This window comes from Spirulina sp. CS-785/01 (genome assembly GCF_028330525.1).
Lineage (GTDB): Bacteria > Cyanobacteriota > Cyanobacteriia > Cyanobacteriales > Spirulinaceae > JAQMSD01.
Map to the genome: position 1 here is coordinate 1 of NZ_JAQMSD010000205.1, position 20,239 is coordinate 20,239.

The window sequence follows — 20,239 nt, forward strand, 5'->3', positions numbered from 1 at the left end:
AAAGGGCTTTATATATCGTGGGGCGCACGAAAATTAACGCTTGGGGAGAAACTCCCTCTTGGTTGGTTGGAGAAATCCTGCTAGCTAACGGAGATTCGTTGAACCAAGAATCCACGCTCCTTTAGGGCGTGGAGCGTCAAAAGCTACCAAGACACTAGGGCAAGTGTATGGGTATGGGACTTCTTGAAACATTTAGTTAAAATAGGGAACATGATCCATGGGAGTCTTCATTCTTAGCTCTTGTCTGCTCTTGATTGGATGGGTCTGAGTCTGTCTGATAGGTTCTGTCTGATAGGTTCTGTCTGATGTGTAGGGATGGCTCAGAGATTCAATTCAGAGATTCAATTGCTCTGGCTGGTGGCTGATTTTTAATTGGCTTCTCCCAAACGGCAAGGTGATGTTGAAAGCTCATCCCATTGCAGGGGAGGATGACAACGGGCAGAAGGGGGTTATCTTCCCCCAGCTTGTGTTATTCTATTTTCTAATTAATGCCGATGGAAACGGCAGTGCCAACATCCTAAGAAAGTAAGCACAAAACTGGGGATAGACCCAAAACTGGGGATAAACCCAAAACTGGGGATAAACCCAAAACTGGGGATAAACCCAAAACTGGGGATAAACCCAAAACTGGGGATAAACCTAGGTGGAGTGTAAGCGAGGCACTTTGACTATGCCTTCAAGGGTCCGATTGTGGACTGCTTGAGAATCCAACGAATAGAATTCGTGGGAGTGTCAATCAAGCTCACGATACATCAGAAAAGAGGATTGTCAGCGTGCTGTATCTTGCAGAAGTTAAAAAGCAGAAAAGTGGGTTCATGGGGAAAACGGCTACAGAACTCAATCTCCTCGCCTGTCAGCGCAATGACCAAACATGGAATGCGGTTCCTGGGGATGAATCGGTTCCGGGCGATGCAGCGAATGATTTTGAAAATGGGGCGTTAATTCTCGTTAATCTCAATAATAATCGCCAGGTCCAAGGCACGCCGGAACCGGCTGGCACGCAAATTGTTCGAGATTTATCCCGTCTGTCGAAGTTACAAGACAAGATTAAGAACCAAGAAGAAGAGATTGAGATGTGGAAGCAGTCTCTGACGGCTCAAGCTCAGGCTCTCCAAGAACGGGAGGCGGAGTTGGAGGCGGAATTCGCTCAATTGGAGCAAGAGGGGGGGGCTGAGGGAACGGCCAGTAATGAGGAAGTGGAGGAGGCGAAGGCGGAGGCCAATCGCATTCGGGAGGAGTTTGAGCGCAAAAGTCAAGAGTTGGAGCAGGCGTGGGAGCATCTCCGTGGGGAGCAACGACGGTTAGAGGAGCGACAACAGGAGTCGGGTGGGTCCCAAAATGGTGGGATTGAGCCAGAGCAAATGTCGGAAATTCAGTCGTTGGTGGAACATTTGACCCAAGGGGGGATGCCGACGCAGGAGTTACAGGCCCAGGTGAGCAGTACGTTGGAACAGTTGGAGAATCAGCAGGCGAATTATCAACATTATTGGCAGCAGTTGGAAGAACAACGGGCGGATGCTCAGAATCAGCAGACGGAAGTGGACCGCAAGAGTGATGAGTTAGAGGAGAAGCGTCAGGGTTTGCAGTCGTTACGGGGAACTCTGGAGGAGGCGCGACAGGAGTATTATCGCCAAAAACATAGTTTGGAACATAAGCAGATATTTTTGGAGAAGCTCAAGGAGCATCACCAAAGCCATGAGCTATTACAGGAGAGTTTATCGCGGGTGGCTTCGGGGGCGCCTGAACCCAAGGATACGCTGGATATTGATGTGGATGCGTTGGAGGGGCTTTCCCAGGGGCAGTTACAGGAGGCGGTGAATCAGAAACAGGCGGAGTTGGATAAGTTGATGCAGTTTGTGGGGAGTCAGGAGGAGGAGTTAACGTTACAGCGTGAGGCGGTTGAGGAGTTGGAAGCGCAGTTGAAGCAGGCGAGTGGGGATGAGGTGAAGCGTATTGAGGAGGAGTTGGCTGATGAGAAGGAGCAGAAGAAGATGCTCCATGAGACGTTGGTGGGCCAACAACGGACGCTGGCGAAGCGACAAACGGAGTTAAAGTTACATTTGCGGGTGTTACAGCGTAAGCAGGGGGTGCCGGAGTCGGAGGTTGAGGATGAGTTGGGGGGTTGGTCTGATCTCACGCCGATTCTGACGGATTTGGGGGCCCAGTCTAATCAGTTGCAGAAGGAGATGCAAACGTTGGAGGGGGAAATTCAGTCGTTGGAGACGACGGTGCAGGAGATGGAGGCGGATTTACGGGAGAAAAGCGATCGCTGCGATACGGAACAAAGTGAGGTGCGCTCTCTGGAGGAGTCGTTACGGGAGGAACAGGCTTCGACGGCGTTGTTGTGGGGCCGGGTGAATTGGTCGGAGGAGGTGTTGCCGTCCCTTCAGGAGGGGATTGAGGAGACGAAGGAGAAGTTAAACGCGATCGCGCAATTACTCACCCAAGTCCAAGATTTAGAACAAAACCAACAAAGTACCTTGGGAACGTTAAAAAATACGTTAAATGATTTAGTGGCCAGTCATTAAGGTGATTACTGAATTATGCTAACCATTAACCTTGATTCGGAAGCAGAGCAATATTTAATTGAGATATTATCTCAAGAAAAAATGACGAGCCAAGCCTTAGTTAAAAAGCTCCTGCGGGATCATTTAAGTTTAACTCTTGGAGGACATAAAAGCGATCCTCTTTCCACGTTTCTCCTCTAATTCGTCCCAAATATCCAGTCAAAGGGGAGGAGAGTTCTATTAGAATTTCGTGGAGTCTAAGGAGGTTGAGGGGTTGAGGGTGGGGAGACCCCATGTAGGCCCCAAATAGTTGATCCACGCTGACTTCGGGTAAGTGGGTGTTGTGGAGGTATTGTTGCAGGACTTGAATAACGTGCGATCGCACCCTTAATTCGTCCCAAACCTGCTCAATATACCCCTTAATCTTCCCATCCGCCTCTTGTCCAAACGGAGGCGTTTCCAGAACCCGTTTCAACTCCCAAAGATTAATCGCCCCCCCATAAGCGGCCTTGAGTCGCACTAACCGTTGTAAAGTTTCGGGACGCACAACATTCATATTATTCCCCATAGCAGTTTGTTGTGCATCGTTAGTTAACTCCCCCGCAACCGCCAGAATTTTGATACAAGTATCATACTCCGCTTGTAAAATTTTATGGCCTAACTTAACCAATTGGGCGGGAGTCCCATCGGGGACTTTTTCCGTTTGTGTAGCCTTACATTCCCCCACCACCGGATAGGGAGTAGTCGCATAAAAATCTAAACCTCCGGGCCCTCCCGTTGCGGTAGGATCAAGACTCGCTTTGGGATTTTGGCCAGTACTACCAAACCCCAAAAAAATTAAACTTTGACGCACTAACCGTTCAAACTCATGGCCTTGCTTAGAGTTACCAATAATAGTTAATTGTTCTATCCAGTCTAGGGGAGAAGTCGTAGAGGGAGGTTGGGGGGAAACTTCTGGGACGTTAATTTCCAGTTTTGGGGGGGGAACTTCCGGTTTTGGGGGGGGAACTTCTAGTTTTGGGGGAGTAACATCCGGTTTTGGGGAGGTCAGTTGCCGCTTTTCTAATTGTTCACAAGCATTGTTAAACGCGGTTTCATCAAATACTGGTTGGGATTGAGAAACCGTCAGAGGGGGAGCAATTCCGGTAATTTTTCCTAGTTTTCGTGCTGCATTGGGGGTGATAGGCATTGCTTGGGGGGAGTCTAGTTGATACACCCGCAAATAGGCTAAGAAAAGCCGTGATTTTTTTTTGAGTAATTGTTGTAAATAATCCGTTTGCCAAACGGTTAATTGTGAAATACTGTTGAGATTATCGGCATTCTCCTCAATTTCACATTTTTCACATTTTGCCCAGGTTTGGATAATGACGTTTTCAGAATTAGATGCTGTTTGGTTTTGTGTTAGTGTTTCCAGAAAACTAGGTTTATAGGTTTGTTCTACTGAGTCTAATTCAACAGGATATAAAATAAAACTACGTCCCGGATGGATAAACCGTAGCGGGATAACTACGATCATTTTTTTTGATAGAAGTGCTTGTATATTTTCCCTAGGAAGATACAAAGCATTTTTTAATTCATCAAAACGTCCTTGATAAATCTCATTTTGCATAATTTAAAAACGGACTCCTTCATTAACAGCTTCATCTATTAATTTATATCTTCCCTGTTTTACTTCTGTAAAAATTGTTCTCTTTCAGATTGTCAAATAACATTCATTCCACTTTCCACTTTATTCTTCATTTACTTCAATGGTAATACTATCCTCGTCATACCCAAAGAGTGTAATGATTTGATAAACTCGGCGAACCGCTTGCTGAGACCTAAAATTAGTTTCAACATGAATATTTGTTCCAGTAATTTTTTCTGGCATTTTTAAATCATCTGGATTTTTGGAAAAATAAAGACGTTTTTTGCCTTTTAACTCTAAAATTTTAGAAAACTCTTTATTGTGACGGAGTTTAATTAAAGTGCAAACGGTAATAAAGAAGTCTTTCCATGATTGAACTTCGTAAGAGTTTCCTAAAAAGGTAAAAGAATTAATAGCTGTTCCTGTATAGTTTTTTTGATACCATTTTTGCTCAACTTCTTCAGTGATAGTGTTGCTTGCTTCTTCATCTGGTATTTCTTCATCTGGTATTTCTTCATCTGGTATTTCTTCACCTTCCTCTAATATCCCTCCTACTTCAGACTCCTCATCTTCAATAGAGTCTGCGAAAGGATCAACTTCTTCTGCTTCTTCTAGTTCCTCATCAACCTCAAAAGCATCTTCTAATGAATATTCTGTTTCAATCGCGGATTCATCTATTGAGCCATCAGGATCACTTAATACTTCTAAGAGTAGAGGATTATTACAAGTTGTAGATTTAGAGTAATTGAAAATTTCATCTTCTGTTAAGTCATAGCGATCTCGTTGTTGATAAACGCTATATAATTCGATTAAAGGTTTTACATCCTCTGCTTGTAAATCAACCCATTCTCCTCCTAATTTTTTCACTAATTGCTTAACTTGCTTATAAGCATCCCAATCCTTTTTTATTTTTTTATCCTTAGACCGAATTAAGCAACCACGAGTTAAATCAAAGGTTTCATAATTAATGAGTCGTCCCATTCCTGCACTGATGGAAATCCAGTGATTATGCTGTAAAATAGACACACCAATTTTAAATTCTTTGGTTTGTTCTTTTCCTATTAATTTAAAATTAATCCAATCACTATTTTTACTTTTAGGAACAACATCAGCAACTTCTTCAATGATGGCTTGGTTGATCTTTTCTCCGCTAGGAGTTTCTCCCTCTATCGTTTCTCCGACTAGCGTAGAAAAGGCAAAGCGGAGTGCTTCTGCTAAAAGATCATTATCTTCTAGGAATTCTCCAAAATCTTCTTCTTTTTCTCGACTTAATGCTAACTCAAAACGGTCACTCGCTTTCTCAGGGAGTTGTTCCTCTTCAATTTTGAAGTTTTCGGCACACCATTTTAAGGCTTCACGGACGGTGGGACGGTTTGTTTTTGCATACTTTTTCAATTGTTCCTCTTCAAAGGGATAAAAAGAATGAGGAGGAACTAAGTCTTTTCGTTGATAAAAGTCCTGCAACCACAGAGAAACTAACTCAAGCATTGAGTCAGCTTTTAAAAGATTTAATTTAATAGGTTCTCGTTGGGTGTAGGTAGAAAGGCGATCAGATAATCCGGTACTACTTCCAGAACTAACACTATCAATAGAATCTCGCCATGTATCGGGAGACATGACGGTTAATAGACAAACCCCTTTACCATCTTTGTAATTATCTAAGGTATCGTATAAACGCTTAATTACATTAGCAATAACTTGGGGGGTTGTAAAGCCTTCATCACTAAATTTATCAATATGGTCAATTTCATCAAAACAAATCAAAACTGACTTATATTGACTGACTAATTTTAAAATTTGTTGAATAAAATTTAAGGCTTCAGCTTCTCGGTCTTGATTGGTCTTTTTATTGACAGGTAATCCCAGTAATTTAGCGTGAGATGGGTCTAAATCATTACCCGATAGCCATTTGATCGCATAGCTTGATCCTTTAGCCGAAAGCGTCCAGAGAATGGCACGAATAATATAGGGATCAGTGTTGGACTTTTTCTTGCCAACTTGTTGGCATAAAATGTCCATCAGATTTTTTCCTTTTTTTAAATTTTTTTGAAAAGTCTGATCAAAGTTTCGGGTTAACCAAGCAGCAGGTTTTGGAGTTTTGACGACTTCATTTAACATGGCCGCAGCAATTTCTTGCCACTGCATTAAATTATCCGTTCCAGTTCGACTGAGACTTTCCGCAATATTTTGTTGGAGTTGATACTGCGCTAAATCTAAATCAGCGTATTTGTCACCATTGGCATAAATAAAAAGGGTCTGATTTTCTTGCAATAAATGGCGACGAATGCGGCTAATTAAGTGAGTTTTACCGACTCCATACTGTGCGGTGAGGGTGAGAGAGGTCACTTTATGGGTTTCGCTTTTTTGGACATCTTCTAAGGCTTTGAATACCGTATCAGAGGCATGAGCATTGAGCGAGGTGACATCGGGAAACCCAGTTCCCCAAACATTTTGTTCTCGGACAACACCCGCTTTGCTGAAGGGGTTAGAACTCTGAATAGCCGCATTGAGTTCTGTGGGGGAGGAGGGGTTAGACATAATTCTGTGACCAGACAAACTACAGGAGGATTAACCTTAAATTTGGCGAAACTGGGGTTAAATTAGGCGTTTAATCGTTGGACATAATAGCGGAATGCACCCCCAGGGAGAGTTAGGGAGTCTTCTCGTTTGTCGGGAGTCATATCCGGCATTTCTCCGGCCATTAACTGGATTAAATCATTGGCCTGCATATCAACCAACCATTCGTTAAATTGCGCACGGGGGACTTTATCGCCAATTTCCCGACGGATACGGTAAATGGGGACTAAATCCCGGAAGTTGTAATTTTGGTTGAGTTTGTCGTAAACGTCCAAGGCCAACTTTTCAAAGGTTTCGTAGGAGTTAATAGGGGGAATTGTGCTGGCTGTGGGTTGAGTGGAAAGACTGGCCCCTTCCATAGCTCGAATCCACTTGAGCAGAGCATTGGGAGCTTTTGTTCCTACCTGTTTCCCGGCAAAATTAAATTGGGGATTTTTTAAGCCGTCGGTGAGGGTTTTTAAACCGTCTTGGGTGAGTTGAACGCGCCTAGATCGGTTTTGAGTGGTTAGCGCGATCGCGCCATTTTCCTCCAACTGCTGAAAAATGCCTTCGTAATCCTTCGCCGTCTCACGGGTTCTCACCAGTTTCTTATGAAGTTCACTCCGTTTCACCGCCTCCGTTAATCCGCCCATTTCCCACAAAAACAGCAGCAAACGAACTTTGGCTTGGGTTTCTGTGCCTTTTAAGCCTTGTTTTTTTTGATTCATGTTGAAATGCTCACGATTAGACAGTCAGCGATAATTGATGTTATTCCAATACAACTTTACTGAGTAAATTCACGGAATTTCCCTAGATGCAAAGAGTAGAGAGCCTCCCCAGTAAGGTTTTTTTGGGTTAATGGGTTTTGGAACACCCTGTAAATTCTAAAATATCACACTTTGAATTGGTCTTGTTCATCAATATTTCGTAACACAGTTTCAACCAATTACCAACCCCCTTGATCCCCAAGGGAGTTATTTAAGAATTTGAACCCAATAAAGAGGGATTGAGACCAAGTACGCCATTCTCAATTCTCTACTCCCTCTCTGGCTTATGGTGGTCATTAAGTCATTAAGACGTTAACTTATGACCACAACTGGAACAAAAGCGATCGCTCGCTTTCACCCCCACCCCACATTGAGGACAAAACTTGCGTTGTGACTGGGGCGCATCATTGCCCATCCGCATCTCCATATTGCCCATCCGCATCTCCATGGGGTTCATCTGCATATTTCCCATTTGCATAGGCTGCATGGGCTGCATAGGCTGCATAGGCTGCATTTCCGGCATCTCCTGACTCGGCGTAGATTGGGTAGGTTGCACATTTAGCTGTTGAGCATTTTGAAACGAGGGATGGCCTGCCGTCGCGTGGATTGTTCCCCCTTGAATTTGCATAAAGCGATCGCCCCATTCCGTCCGTAACTTAATAATCACCCCTTGCGCCGTTTTATACATTTCCGGTGGTTGCGTCCAGGACCCCGTTTGAAACTGATTCGTGGCCTGTTGCTGTTGTCCTGGTGTATGACTCACCGTTGTCACCACCGTTTGCATCCCCTGATTTTCCAGATAAATTGTCTGCCCCGTACCAATATCGCATACATAACTCATAGAACTTCACCAACTCAGCTACCTTCATTGTGACGGGAATCTCCAGAAACCCCACCTTTCCCAAGGATTGTTTAAGAAAAGTTGGGAGTTGGGTGTCGGGTGTCGGGTGTCGGGGGAGATGGGGGAGATGGGGGAGAACAAAGAACCAAGAACAAACAACATTACTGTTTACTGTTTACTGTTTACTGTTTTTGATAATTTCCGGGTGATTAAATGTTCCACATTCATCTGTTTAATCACCTCCAAAAACGCATACACCGACGGGGGATAGAGCGCGTTAGCCAATAACGCTACCCCAATCACACGCTCTAACGAGGCCGGTAATTGAGCCACTTGGATTTGGGGGGGAACAGGTTCAGCCGATAAACGAGGCATAATGGCCGCCCCTAATCCCTGCGTCACCATACTGACAATCGTGGAATCTTCCCGCACTTCATAGGCAATATTTAACGGTACAGGGGCCTTGCGGAGATAACGATTGAGAGACGCATAACACGCATCCCCCCGGCGAGTCGTAATCAGGGGATATTGGGCTAATTGCTGCCAAGTTAACGGTTCATGACAAGGGGGAGCATCAGGAGGAAGCAGCGCAATATAATCATCGTGGAGAATTTCCCAACTGGTAAACTCAGAACTGGTGGGAAGATAAGTAAAGCCTAAATCGGCATGACCTTGCTGTAAGGCTTGTTCAACCCCAAAATAATCAAAATGCTCCGTAATGGCAACCTCAATATTGGGATACTGACTGCGAAATTGGGCAATCACCACAGACAGGACATGGGTGGAGACACTGCGAAAAGAAGCAATGCGAACCGTTCCCCCATTGAGTCCCCTGGCTTGTTTCGCTTCTTCGGTAATTTCTATCAGGAGATCAACAATACGACGGGAATGGTTAATAATGCGCTGGCCCACCGGAGTGGGGACTGCACCTTGGCGGCCACGGGAAAACAGCGAAACGCCTAATTCTTCTTCGAGTTGCGCGATCGCGTGGCTAATCGCCGATTGAGACACCTCCAACTGAAGGGCCGCCTCACTAAAATTTTTCGCCTCATCCACTGCAATCAAAGCCCGCAGTTGACTCAGCTTTAAGCGATTGAGATTAATTTCCCCCACAGCAACCTCCTACGGCGACTTCCCCCTCTGAATAATTATCCTAGCCTATAGATTCGCCAAAATGCTGATCCCAGAATCAGAACAAATCACTTATGATCGCCTATAGTAAAGTCAACTAGAAAAATTGGGTAACATCAAAGTTAGTCCAAGACTCATCTTGTCACCCATGCAAAGTCAGCAAGCTGCTTTGATTGTTCGTCACCTTCTAGCGGAATTAAAGTGATTACCCTAACATTATTACATCCGAGTAAATCTACCCCTGTTCAGAGTTGGATGTTTGATTCTGAACCTGTTGTGCGTCTAGGCCGTGGCCACCAAAATGAGGTGGTTCTCTACAGTGCTGTTGTCTCCCGTCGTCATGCTGAATTACGCAATACTCCCAACAACTGGCAAATTGTCAGTTTTGGGGCCAATGGGACTTTTGTGGATGGTAAACCCATTAAAACTATGTCGATTACTGACGGAATGATCGTCCGTTTAGGAGAGTCGGGCCCCCGTATTCGTATTTCTCTAAGTGCAGTTGATCCCCAGAATTTAGGAAAAGTCGTGAAGCGGCAATCTTCGTCTTCGGATAGTCTTTCGGAGTCGCTAGATACTAAAGGAAAACAAACTCTATACACCATGCGGTCTTCCGAGAAGAATAATCATTAATGGGGGATAGGAATTGTGGTTTGGATTGAACAGACAATTTTTGACTTCTCCACGCAAAAACGTGGATTCTAAAAGGAGGCTACGCAACGGGTTGAAAACCGCGTTGCTTCGCTTCTATCCTTTTAGAGTTCCAGAGATGGATTCTCGATGGCGCAGTCAAATACGCCCTATTGACCTTGGCTCGCGCGAAAGTTTAGCTGTATCTCTACTTTTTGAATTAGCCCGCTTGGATTTTTCACCCATTAAGTTTTGGGCTTTCGTTGATTCTAGCAGATACAGAAGGCTAAAGCCTTTAAGTGTCATTCATCCTTCGATTTAAAATCGAAGGATGAATGACTTATTTTTCTGTAAAAGTTGCTAGTTTTTCTGTGGAGATATTGAAATATGAGGCCAACACCGACCCAACCCCCTGCCATTATTCGGACAGAGTGAGGTCTTGCGATCGCAGGAACACCCATCACCCTCTATGATGTAATGGATTATGTTACGGCTCATTATCCGGCTGAGTTTATTCAAGGATTATTTAATTTGACTGAGCAGCAAATCAATGTAGCCTTAACTTATATTGAAAGCCAATTAACAATTAACAATTACCAAAAAATATCTAACTGTCCTTTAGATTGACCATTACTTTCCGGTGGGGGAGACTTCACTTTTTTACTTGTTCCCTTGCGTAACCCAATGGCAATTTTACTATGTTGTTCAATTTGCCCCATTACTTCTTTAGCCCGATCAATCACTAAATCCGGTAAACCCGCCAAACGTCCCGCTTCTATGCCATAGGACTTATCAGCCCCACCGGGTCGAACTTGGTGTAAAAAGACGATGCGATCGGGCAATTCTTTCACTGTAACTTGATAATTAGCCACATTTTCCAAAATAGACTCTAATTCGTTTAATTCGTGATAATGGGTCGCAAAAATGGTCTTGCTTTGAATCACCTGAGCTAAATATTCCGCCACTGACCAAGCAATAGAAAGCCCGTCAAAAGTTGCCGTTCCCCGGCCAATTTCATCCAGTAACACCAAGGACTTCTCTGTGGCATGATTGAGAATATTAGCGGTTTCATTCATCTCCACCATAAATGTAGATTGTCCCGTCGCCAGATCATCCACGGCCCCGACACGGGTAAAAATGCGATCGCAAATTCCCAATTTCGCCGTTTTCGCCGGGACAAAACTCCCCGTCTGCGCCATTAACTGAATTAACCCCACCTGGCGCAAATAACAACTTTTCCCACTAGCATTAGGCCCCGTCAAAATCACCAAATCCGGTTCTCCCGCTTGCCCTAACAACGCCGAATTCGGCACAAAAAAGCCACTCCCTAACATCTTCTCCACCACCGGATGACGACCCTCAATAACCTCTAACTCCCGGTTTGGGGTCATCTCCGGGCAACAATAATCCTGTTCCACCGCCACCTCAGCCAACCCGGCCAAAACATCAATGGCCGCCACCGCCTTAGCGATAGTACGAATGGCCTGGGACTTCTCCGCCACCCGCATCCGTAACTCCGTAAACACCTCATACTCTAACTTATTCAAATCATCCTGTGCCGTCAGAATGCGCGTTTCCCGTTCCTTTAACTCCGAGGTGATGTATCGTTCCTCATTGGTTAAAGTCTGCTTACGGGTGTAATTTTCCGGGGCTTGCTCTGCCTTGCTGCGGGGTAAACTAATGTAATAGCCAAAGGTCTTGTTATATCCCACCTTCAAATTCGCCACCCCTGTCCGTTCCCGTTCCGTCACCTCCAAATTAGCGATCCATTGACGGTCTGCTGCTAAATTATGCCGCCGTTCATCTAAATCCGGGTTCACCCCTTCTCGAATAATCCCCCCCTCTTTAATCTGTTGTGGGGGACTCTCCACTAAACTCTCTAACACCTGTTGTCCCAACTGTTCCAATTCCACGGGAGTATTTTGTAAAGCGCGAAAATAGGGGGATTTGCCTTGACTGGCCAAATTGGCCAACTCGGACAACCGCACCAAAGAATCCGCTAAATGGACTAAATCTTTGGCATTGGCACGACCGGACCCCACGCGACCGCTTAACCTTTCTAGGTCGTAAAACTTCCGCAGCATTTGCCGTAAGTCACTCCGGAGAGGGTGATTTTCGGCTAATTCGCGGATACTCCCTTGGCGGGTTTCAATGCCTTTTAACTCTAACAGGGGTTGTAATAACCAACGACGCAAGGCCCGGCCTCCCATGGCCGTCATGGTTTCATCTAAGGCCCAAAGTAACGACCCGTGAAAACTACCATCCCGGACGGTTTGCAAAATTTCTAAATTGCGTCGGGTTTGGGGGTCGAGGATGAGATAATCACTGAGGGTATAAGTGCGCAGGGGTTGCAGGGGGACTTGATTGGCTTTTTGGGTGTCTTCGAGGTATTGCAATAAGCCCCCCGCAGCGCGGATACTCAAAGAGAGGTGTTCACAGCCCATCCCTTCGAGCGATCGCACCCTAAAAGTATCCAGTAACCGATCCTTCGCCTCCGCCGTCTTAAAATACTTCTGAGGCCGCAGGGAATAACAAAAGGAGTCCGGCAACTCTGGGGGAATTTCACTGGACTTTTCCCCAGGACGCAACAACCCGCCAATATCGGGGGCATTACTCGGCAGCAAAATTTCCGACGGTTGCAGGCGTTGCAACTCCATACTCAACGCTTCCATCCCCTGGGACTGGGTCGTGTAAAATTCCCCCGTAGAGATATCCGCATAGGCTAACCCCCAGTGAAATTTGGCAATCACCACAGCCGCCAAAAAATTATTGCGTCGGGCCGTTAACAGACCATCTTCAAGTAAAGTCCCAGGGGTAAGCAGTCGTGTCACCTGCCGTTCCACCATCCGCCGTTCGGCGGCAGCTTGGGCGGCATCTTCCACTTGGTCACAAATGGCGATCGCATACCCCCGTTCCACCAACAACGCCGCATAGCGTTCCAACGCATGATGAGGGACCCCCGTCATGCGAACCCGGCCAATATCCTTTCCTCCCTCCTTGGCCGTTAACACTAACTCCAACTCCTCAGCCACCTTCACCGCATCTTGAAAGAAGCATTCAAAAAAGTCCCCCACCCGATACAACAGTAACGCTTGGGGATACTGTTCTTTTACCTCAATATAATGCTGCATCATCGGCGACAGCTTGCCGCGATCGAGCAGCCGATAATCACTATGGGGTTCTTGTTTCGAGGATTCAGATGCAGCCATAATCTATGTCAAGCAGTTGATAGGTGATACTTGATAGTTGATGGGGGAGATGGAGGAGTTGATAGTTGATACTTGATAATGGATAGTTGAACCACAGAGGTACAGAGGACACAGAGAGGGGAGAGAGGGGAGAGAGTTGAACCACTTCCCTATTCCCTATTCCCTTTTTCCCCAGAACAAACAACAAACAACTTATTCCTCAACAGGTCTCAAACGAGTTACCTTGAGATTAAACATCCCGCCGCCCGTTTCTCCAAACGCCCGAACTCGTACAATATATTCGCCCCCCTCCGTAATGCGAGCAAACAAGAGAGAATTCGTTGTCCCATCGGGGCCATCATCATTTTCTGCCACCGTTGAGCCATCAGCCGCCAAAAGAATCACAATTGGATCAAACTCATCCGAGATCAAATCAATAGCAACCTGATCCCCATCTTCTAACCTAACTCGATAATCCCGTGAAAACCCCCCATCTCCCGTCGGAATATCCTCTTCAGACAGCGTATCCGTCACTTCCTGCCCTGACGACAGAGGAAGGGGGTTATAGAGCGTCTGAGCATTCACTCTAACACTGCTCATCCCCACGGTGAACAGTGTCGCGCCAGTAAAGAGTGTTGAGTACCAAGCAGCCTTAAAAAAGCGTTTCATAAACTTTCCTGTTCGAGCAAGTATAAACCCATTGGTGGAATCTCTGAACGTTACCCAAAGTCTCCTGTCTGTGACTCGGAGTATAGCAACTTTGGGAAAACAAGAGTGACCCTGTTGAGGCATTGTGACATACTCCCCCATTAAATCAAAGATTCATCCGCAATGGGAGTAGGTATCCCCCTCAGCCTTCTCGAAAAATAAATCACCTGCTTATTCCCGTTGCGCGACCCAACGGTGGAATAATTCCACAATAATCTGCCAGTTTCCGTCCTGTTCCTGTACCACATCATGGCGTTGCAGGGTTTTTAAGGCTTCTTGTACCGTAGCAGTCTCGAAGGAGAGTCTCTGAGTGAGGGTTTCCAGGGTTAACCCCTCTCTCTCCCTCGCCAAAACTTGCAGGATGTCTTGTTGTCCTTCTGCACCGTCGGCTGCTTGTTTCCAGACTCCCTCAAAATAATAGCGTCCCTGTCTAAAAAAGTCGGGGTGATGAATGACCGCTTCTACATCTTCTAGAGTAAACTGGACATCCCGTTGGTGGCCTTCCTCAAACACCTGCTCATTATAACGACGGACTAATTGAAACCCCACCAACTGCACTAAAAACGGTTGTCCTGCTGTAAGGTTGTGAACGAAATCTAAGGCTTCTCCGGTATAGTCGAGGGGAAAATCATCATCGGGGTTGGCGAGAATTTGGCGAGTCGCCGCAGGTTTGAGGAAGCCGACATGAATGGGAATAACACTGGCATAAAAGGGTTGGAAGTAGTCGGTGGTCATTTCTTCGAGAGTGTGTAACCCGGCAAAAGCAAAGGCAATTTTTGGGCTGAGTTGTACCATTCCCCGTAAAAAGCCTAAAAAGTCAGTGGGAATTTGTCCCGCTTCGATGAGGGTTTCTAGGGTTTCAAATTCATCGAGGGCAATAATTAACCGTTTGTCCCCCAGTTGTTTGAGGATGATTTTCAGGTAGCGTTCAAAGGTGCGTTGGGGGAGGGTTAAGAGGTCGTTATCCGTGGGAGGGTCAAGGTTAAGGGTTTCTGCGAGTTCATCGGTAATAGCCATGAGAACTTCTCCCACTCCATGAGTTACATTTCCTACATTTTGAAGGTTCACATAAGCCACCAATACTTCTGACCCTAAAGAGTTCGATATATTACGCAAAATAGATGTTTTGCCCATGCGTCGATGTCCATACAGGACAACTGATTGTAAAATATGATTGATCAGCCATAGTTGTTCTAACTCTTTTAAAATATCATCTCGTCCAATTAAAATTTTTCCTTCAATAGGATTACTAATGATGTAAGGATTATGAACTGGCTGATTAAAATTTTTGTTTTGAGAGTTTTGATAAAATTTTTCAATTTCATAATGTAAATTAATTAGTATTCTTATAATTTTTCTTTCCTCTGGTTCTGGTAAATCTTCTGTTAAATCAAAGACTTCTTTCATTTTTTTTGAGATTTGTAATTTCAAAAAATTCCTTGTGGAAATTGATTTGGTTTTTAAAAGTAATAAAATATCTTTGTGCAGAGCGTATACTTTTTCTATTGCTAACCATGATATAGGTCTAATTAAATCATCAAAATCCGGAATTTTGGGAAAGTTTGGCAAGAATTGAAAACTCAAAAGATCATCAGATGCTCTTCGTAAATAATCAAGAGTTGTAGCCAAGTTGAATAACTCTTCCCCATACTGAAAATGCTGTATTTTTTTAAAAGCTCTAATAGATAATCTGAGATTATTTTTGAGGTAATCTGTTTCAATAAAATCATCATTCTCAGACTTATACATCCTTTTGAGTCGTAAAAATTGATCATCAGATTCATGTAAATACCAAAAACCAGCAGCCGTAGCTGAAGATACAGTATCTAATTTTGGCTTTAATTCATTAACAAGATAAACTAGCAATAGAAGGTATAGTGGAATTGACTTTAATGCTATCAATTTCATTAATTTCCAGTCAATAAGATAGTCTGCTAGTTCAGCAATATACTTTATAGATTCATTTGCATCCAGTGAGTCTATAGTTGAATAAATAGATTGAATTACGGGAATATATTGTAAAGAAAAAAGCAGTATATGATTAATTAAAAATGTACTTTGCTCCCAATCATTGTTCATATAGTCAAATAAACTTTTTTGTAAACAGGGATAGGGAATTATAGTGACGTGGGGTAAAAATAATAATTTTTGGTTACTTGAAGCTGATCTTAAATAATTAATTAACCAATCATCAATACGAATTACAGTCAAAAATGAAAATAATACAGAAGTTATTACAAATCCTAAAATCCATGTAATAGAACTAATCAAACCGGAGTTTAATAATTTTATCCAAAAGATTAAAAAAGCAAGGGATAAGTTTAAAGGTAAAATCCCTAATACTGAAGTTGCTATACCTGCTTTAACAGCTAATGTTGAACTCCAAGCAAAACCAAAAGGAATCCCAAAAACCATTCCCCATACTAATCCATTTACGAAATAATTTAAGGTTTCACTATTAATGAATTTTCCTAAAATTAATAAAAATACTTCATTCAGGTTCAATGATATTGTAAAAATTAAACTAATTCCAAAGAATATACTAAAAATTACGTTGTAAACACAAAAAGAAGCGGCAGCAATAAATAAATCATATTGTTTATTTAAATAATATAATAGTGTTAGCGAACCCAATAACGAAAACAAAAAAGTGACTTTAAAAAATGAAATCAAGGTAATTAAAGGTATATTGTGAGCTAAAAAATTAAACCATAAAAATAAAATAATCCAAAGAATTATAATTAAAAGAAAAGACTTAATTATTAACTGTCTAATTATTTTTATTTTTAGTATTTCTTTTATGATGTAATAAAGGTTATTATTAAATGTATTCTGTTTTTTTTGATGACAAAAATTATTTAAATAAAACAATATTGCTTGAGGGAAATAAAAGCACCAGTACAATAAAATGAAGTAGTCTTTTATATTCCAAAATGATAAGGCGTGATTAATTTTAGGTTCTAAATTTAAACTGTCTAAATATTGATGATTATTGTTCATTTTTTTTATCGAAGTATAGTTTATTACATAATTGCATAAGTTTTTGTGGATGACCTTGAGATTGAGTTATTAAATCAAAAATTTCATCTTCACTAAATTTGATAAAATTAGGTGTTAAACTTAAACGCGAGACAATAAAGTCACGAGCTTTTTGTTCATCCCAAGGATTAATATCATGTGGAAAACATAGATTAGCTAAGGGTGATGTTTTCCCTTCATCTTCAAACACTGAATCAAGAGATTGACTAGCTGCAATCACTAATCTTAAAGGTGCATTCATCCCTTCTGCTAAGCCTCTTAACCAGTCTCGAATTTGTAATGTAAAGCTATCTTCTGTTATTTTTTCAATTTCATCAATCAACAATAAAATTTTCTTTTTTTTCAATTCACGAGTTAATTGATAACCTTTTAAATTATTAATCCCTAATTCATCACATAAATAGAATTCAAAATCTTCTTCATTTTTAATGGGTTGTAAATTTAGATAAATTGCTTGGCGTTCTTGTTGTAGTTGTTGCTTAGCTAATCGCTGTATTTTCCGTAAAATCGAAGACTTGCCGATTTGCCTATCTCCAATTATTGCTACACTACTATACGCATTGAGTAAGTCAAATATTTGTTGAATATCTGACTCTCGATTAAAAAATAACTTATCATCATCAATTGCTCCACTTAAAGGAATAAAAGGATTCTGTAGCTGGAGAAGTGGATCATGTGTGTCTCTGTCTGTCTCTGGACTTGTCTGAGTTGGAATACCTAGTAACTCTGGTTTGTGCTTTACACAGAGGAAGATGAGATCAGAGCGAGATAAGGATTCATTTGCGTACTCGACAGCACGAAACTCACTACACAATGTTGAAATCTGTTTTCGGACTGTTCCACGATGAATCCCTAGAGACTCCGCAATCTCCTCATCTTTTTCACCAGCTAGTAACTTCAGCAAAATTTCTCGCCTTCTAGGGGGTTGGCGTTCTAGGACTTCCTCAAACTTGCTTAATGTGTTCTCTGCCATTGTAAGACGACTTATGCAATTGCGTACTTAGTTAACGTATTTACTGATATTATCATAGATAAAGATATATTTTACTTATTTAAAATCACAAAAGCATAAACGAAAACAATTTATATTGGGCTTGACACCCAAGTATCGGTATAGGTTATCGTTTAAGTATTCAATTGCGTATTTAATAAAGTTTTGTATGCAATTGCAGAAAAACCATGAGGACTTAAATCAAATGGATCAATTTTGGTCAGACTCTCCACTCTCTCCTTATTATGCTAAATCCGTGACCAAGTACGGAGTACGGGGCATGATGGACATCAGAGGCAACTGGACTCCCACGACTACAGGGATTCTTGATAAAACCCGTTCCCCGGCCAGTCGCGCAAAACTGAAAAACTGGCATAAAAATACTCCCTCTACTCAAGTGAGTTCTGCTATTCAACGGGGAATCCAAGGCCACCGCTTTCTGGAAAGCTATTTTAAGGGGGAATCTGTGACTTGTCCTCCTCTCCTACAACCCTACTGGGACAACTTATGTCCCAAACTCAATTTTATTAATAATGTTCGCTTGGTGGAAGGGAATTTGTTTCATTTCTATGAAGGATATGGGGGGAGAGTCGATCTGGTGGCCAACTGGGGGGATATTCCTTGCGCGATTGAATTTAAATTTTGCGATCGCATTAAACCTATCTACGATGACATTCCTCTCCAACTCGCGGCCTACATCGGTGCATTAAATCGACAATACGGCAAACCCGATGATATCCAGATTAACCATGCTTTATTGATTGTCACCACCCCAGACGAAACCGACATAACACTATTCTCACCTAATGATGTAAAACAATACTGGGAAACATGGCAAACGCGAGTTGCTCAATTCTGGGGTTTCTTAGAAGCAGCTTAGACAGTGTTGAATGTCACCATAAGTTGACTCAACTACATCTCGAATTATGCCGTTAGGAGATTCCATCACTGATGGCTACCACATTCCTGGGGGCTATCGAATTAATTTATTGAATGTTAGACTGCGGGGTACAATTGCCGTTCATCAGTATCAATCTTAGTCTTGGGTTCATAATGGACGCAGGTTTCACAGGGGCCGGATGGGTTCACGGCACACCGGAGAAAGGCAGAATGAGCATTATAGCGACAACTCCTTTGGCGATCGACCCGATTTGAGAGCAGACGGAGGCGTTGTGCTTCGTAACTTAATTGGCGTTTAATTAAGGCATGGGATTGCAAACGCATCCTTTTAGATTTATTGAACTCATGGATTTAGAATTAGACTTTTTTAACTTTTTTTTTAGCTTACCCTTATTGGACGATTACTCCCTCTTTTAGACAAAAAAATTAGGATTGGGTCAAAGAATAATCTGTAGAGGCGATATGTCCCGCAAACAATTGCTGCAACTGCTCGGATTCGCTATCTTAGGGGTGGGATTGCTGTTGGCAGTCTCCAATTGGCCTTTGTTTACTGCTTCTGAACCGACTGTGACTTCATCTCCATCTAAAATTATGCCCTTGGGAGACTCTATCACGGATGGCTATCATATCCCTGGCGGCTACCGGATTAATTTATGGCATCATTTAACCGAGCAAGACTATGCCTTTGATTTTGTGGGATCGCAACGGAATGGCCCCCCGGAGTTACCGGATAAAGATCACGAAGGCCATTCCGGTTGGACGATCAGTGAAATTAATGCCATGATCGTCCCTTGGTTAAAAAAAGCACAACCGGATCAAATCTTACTTATCATTGGCACAAATGACATTCTCCAAAACCTCAATTTGGCTAAGATTGGCGAACGTTTAGAACAGTTAATCCAAGCAATTTGGCAACAAACTCCGGATGTAACCCTGTTTGTAGGTTCTATTCCTCCCATTGGCGATCGCAGTTTCATTGAACCCGTTGAGCAATATAATCAACAGATTACCCAACTGGTGAAACAGCACCAGCAAGAGGGACGCGACATTTATTTTGTCGATCTCTCTGAAGCGTTAGAGTGGACAGATTTGGCCGATGGTGTGCATCCGAACCGCCAAGGGCATGATAAGATGGCGCGGGTTTGGGCAGAGGCGGTGTTAGTCCATTCTAGCACTGAGCAAGCACCATCCCATTAACCGTCGGGGAATTGCCTAGGGCGAACGCACACAGAACTTAACAATCAGTGCAAGGGGAAGTGAAAAGGCTTAAGATTCAGGATCACCCCACATAGAAGTAGGAGAGACTGATGGCTGAATCAGCACTGGCCAACCTCAAAGAGCATTTCGCCACTTT

General features: G+C 43.1%; 14 protein-coding genes and 1 pseudogene. 5 read left to right on the forward strand and 10 right to left on the reverse strand.

Translation table 11 applies throughout. From position 1 onward, the window contains the following. Window positions 1–773 precede the first annotated feature (773 nt). Window positions 774–2,528: a pilus motility taxis protein HmpF gene (gene hmpF / locus PN462_RS13265; protein ID WP_272128758.1), complete on the forward strand. Its 1,755-nt coding sequence runs from the start codon at window positions 774–776 to the stop codon at window positions 2,526–2,528. Window positions 2,529–2,628: 100 nt separating this feature from the next. On the opposite strand, the gene PN462_RS13270 is transcribed toward hmpF, so the two are convergent. The 5 genes from PN462_RS13270 to PN462_RS13290 form a co-directional block, all read right to left on the reverse strand. Continuing rightward, window positions 2,629–4,116 (reverse strand): DUF1802 family protein, encoded by a 1,488-nt coding sequence (locus tag PN462_RS13270; RefSeq protein WP_272128759.1) that lies wholly within the window; start codon window positions 4,114–4,116, stop codon window positions 2,629–2,631. A 120-nt stretch (window positions 4,117–4,236) separates the two neighbouring features. After that, on the reverse strand, window positions 4,237–6,672 hold the full coding sequence (locus PN462_RS13275; protein WP_272128760.1) for a P-loop NTPase fold protein: 2,436 nt from the start codon (window positions 6,670–6,672) through the stop codon (window positions 4,237–4,239). A 62-nt stretch (window positions 6,673–6,734) separates the two neighbouring features. Next, on the reverse strand, window positions 6,735–7,418 hold the full coding sequence (locus tag PN462_RS13280) for a hypothetical protein (protein ID WP_272128761.1): 684 nt from the start codon (window positions 7,416–7,418) through the stop codon (window positions 6,735–6,737). Between the two features lie 343 nt (window positions 7,419–7,761). Then, entirely contained in the window at window positions 7,762–8,298 is a 537-nt protein-coding gene (locus PN462_RS13285; RefSeq protein ID WP_272128762.1) for a zinc ribbon domain-containing protein, read from the reverse strand. Between the two features lie 168 nt (window positions 8,299–8,466). Further along, a complete protein-coding gene (locus PN462_RS13290; RefSeq protein ID WP_272128763.1) occupies window positions 8,467–9,411 on the reverse strand; it encodes a LysR family transcriptional regulator in 945 nt (314 codons plus the stop codon). 219 nt (window positions 9,412–9,630) lie between these two features. Here PN462_RS13290 and PN462_RS13295 point away from each other — a divergent pair, with 219 nt between their 5' ends. Then, window positions 9,631–10,062 carry an FHA domain-containing protein gene (locus PN462_RS13295; protein ID WP_272128764.1) on the forward strand — a complete coding sequence of 144 codons (432 nt, stop codon included), beginning with the start codon at window positions 9,631–9,633 and terminating at the stop codon, window positions 10,060–10,062. A 441-nt stretch (window positions 10,063–10,503) separates the two neighbouring features. Continuing rightward, a pseudogene (locus tag PN462_RS23555) lies at window positions 10,504–10,635 on the forward strand (DUF433 domain-containing protein); the annotation flags it as partial. Between the two features lie 17 nt (window positions 10,636–10,652). On the opposite strand, the gene mutS reads toward PN462_RS23555, so the two are convergent. From mutS to PN462_RS13315, 4 genes are all read right to left on the reverse strand, one after another. Then, complete coding sequence (mutS, locus tag PN462_RS13300) at window positions 10,653–13,268, reverse strand: DNA mismatch repair protein MutS (protein ID WP_272128766.1); 2,616 nt, start codon at window positions 13,266–13,268, stop codon at window positions 10,653–10,655. A 192-nt stretch (window positions 13,269–13,460) separates the two neighbouring features. Beyond that, window positions 13,461–13,916 carry a PPC domain-containing protein gene (locus PN462_RS13305; protein WP_272128767.1) on the reverse strand — a complete coding sequence of 152 codons (456 nt, stop codon included), beginning with the start codon at window positions 13,914–13,916 and terminating at the stop codon, window positions 13,461–13,463. Window positions 13,917–14,126: 210 nt separating this feature from the next. Further along, window positions 14,127–15,362, reverse strand: coding sequence for an AAA family ATPase (locus PN462_RS13310; RefSeq protein ID WP_272128768.1), 1,236 nt, complete (start codon window positions 15,360–15,362; stop codon window positions 14,127–14,129). Between the two features lie 1,582 nt (window positions 15,363–16,944). Next, the gene (locus PN462_RS13315; protein WP_272128769.1) at window positions 16,945–17,967 is read right to left on the reverse strand and encodes an AAA family ATPase; all 1,023 of its coding nucleotides are present in this window, start codon (window positions 17,965–17,967) and stop codon (window positions 16,945–16,947) included. A gap of 187 nt (window positions 17,968–18,154) precedes the next feature. Between PN462_RS13315 and PN462_RS13320 the strand changes: the two genes are divergently transcribed. Then, the gene (locus tag PN462_RS13320) at window positions 18,155–18,865 is read left to right on the forward strand and encodes a hypothetical protein (protein ID WP_272128770.1); all 711 of its coding nucleotides are present in this window, start codon (window positions 18,155–18,157) and stop codon (window positions 18,863–18,865) included. A gap of 116 nt (window positions 18,866–18,981) precedes the next feature. Here the strand turns inward: PN462_RS13320 and PN462_RS13325 are convergent, their stop codons facing one another. Beyond that, window positions 18,982–19,209 (reverse strand): DUF6464 family protein, encoded by a 228-nt coding sequence (locus PN462_RS13325; protein ID WP_272128771.1) that lies wholly within the window; start codon window positions 19,207–19,209, stop codon window positions 18,982–18,984. A gap of 138 nt (window positions 19,210–19,347) precedes the next feature. Here PN462_RS13325 and PN462_RS13330 point away from each other — a divergent pair, with 138 nt between their 5' ends. Next, on the forward strand, window positions 19,348–20,082 hold the full coding sequence (locus PN462_RS13330) for an SGNH/GDSL hydrolase family protein (protein WP_272128772.1): 735 nt from the start codon (window positions 19,348–19,350) through the stop codon (window positions 20,080–20,082). The last annotated feature ends 157 nt before the right edge of the window (window positions 20,083–20,239 follow it).

What these genes read in the sequence shown, in the direction of transcription:
- PN462_RS13305 (WP_272128767.1), bottom strand. Translation starts at nt 13,916, where the DNA reads ATGAAACGCTTTTTTAAGGCTGCTTGGTACTCAACACTCTTTACTGGC.
- PN462_RS13325 (WP_272128771.1), bottom strand. Translation starts at nt 19,209, where the DNA reads ATGCGTTTGCAATCCCATGCCTTAATTAAACGCCAATTAAGTTACGAA.
- mutS (WP_272128766.1), bottom strand. Translation starts at nt 13,268, where the DNA reads ATGGCTGCATCTGAATCCTCGAAACAAGAACCCCATAGTGATTATCGG.
- PN462_RS13320 (WP_272128770.1), top strand. Translation starts at nt 18,155, where the DNA reads ATGCAATTGCAGAAAAACCATGAGGACTTAAATCAAATGGATCAATTT.
- PN462_RS13330 (WP_272128772.1), top strand. Translation starts at nt 19,348, where the DNA reads ATGTCCCGCAAACAATTGCTGCAACTGCTCGGATTCGCTATCTTAGGG.
- PN462_RS13275 (WP_272128760.1), bottom strand. Translation starts at nt 6,672, where the DNA reads ATGTCTAACCCCTCCTCCCCCACAGAACTCAATGCGGCTATTCAGAGT.
- PN462_RS13285 (WP_272128762.1), bottom strand. Translation starts at nt 8,298, where the DNA reads ATGAGTTATGTATGCGATATTGGTACGGGGCAGACAATTTATCTGGAA.
- PN462_RS13270 (WP_272128759.1), bottom strand. Translation starts at nt 4,116, where the DNA reads ATGCAAAATGAGATTTATCAAGGACGTTTTGATGAATTAAAAAATGCT.
- PN462_RS13315 (WP_272128769.1), bottom strand. Translation starts at nt 17,967, where the DNA reads ATGGCAGAGAACACATTAAGCAAGTTTGAGGAAGTCCTAGAACGCCAA.
- PN462_RS13310 (WP_272128768.1), bottom strand. Translation starts at nt 15,362, where the DNA reads ATGAAAGAAGTCTTTGATTTAACAGAAGATTTACCAGAACCAGAGGAA.
- PN462_RS13280 (WP_272128761.1), bottom strand. Translation starts at nt 7,418, where the DNA reads ATGAATCAAAAAAAACAAGGCTTAAAAGGCACAGAAACCCAAGCCAAA.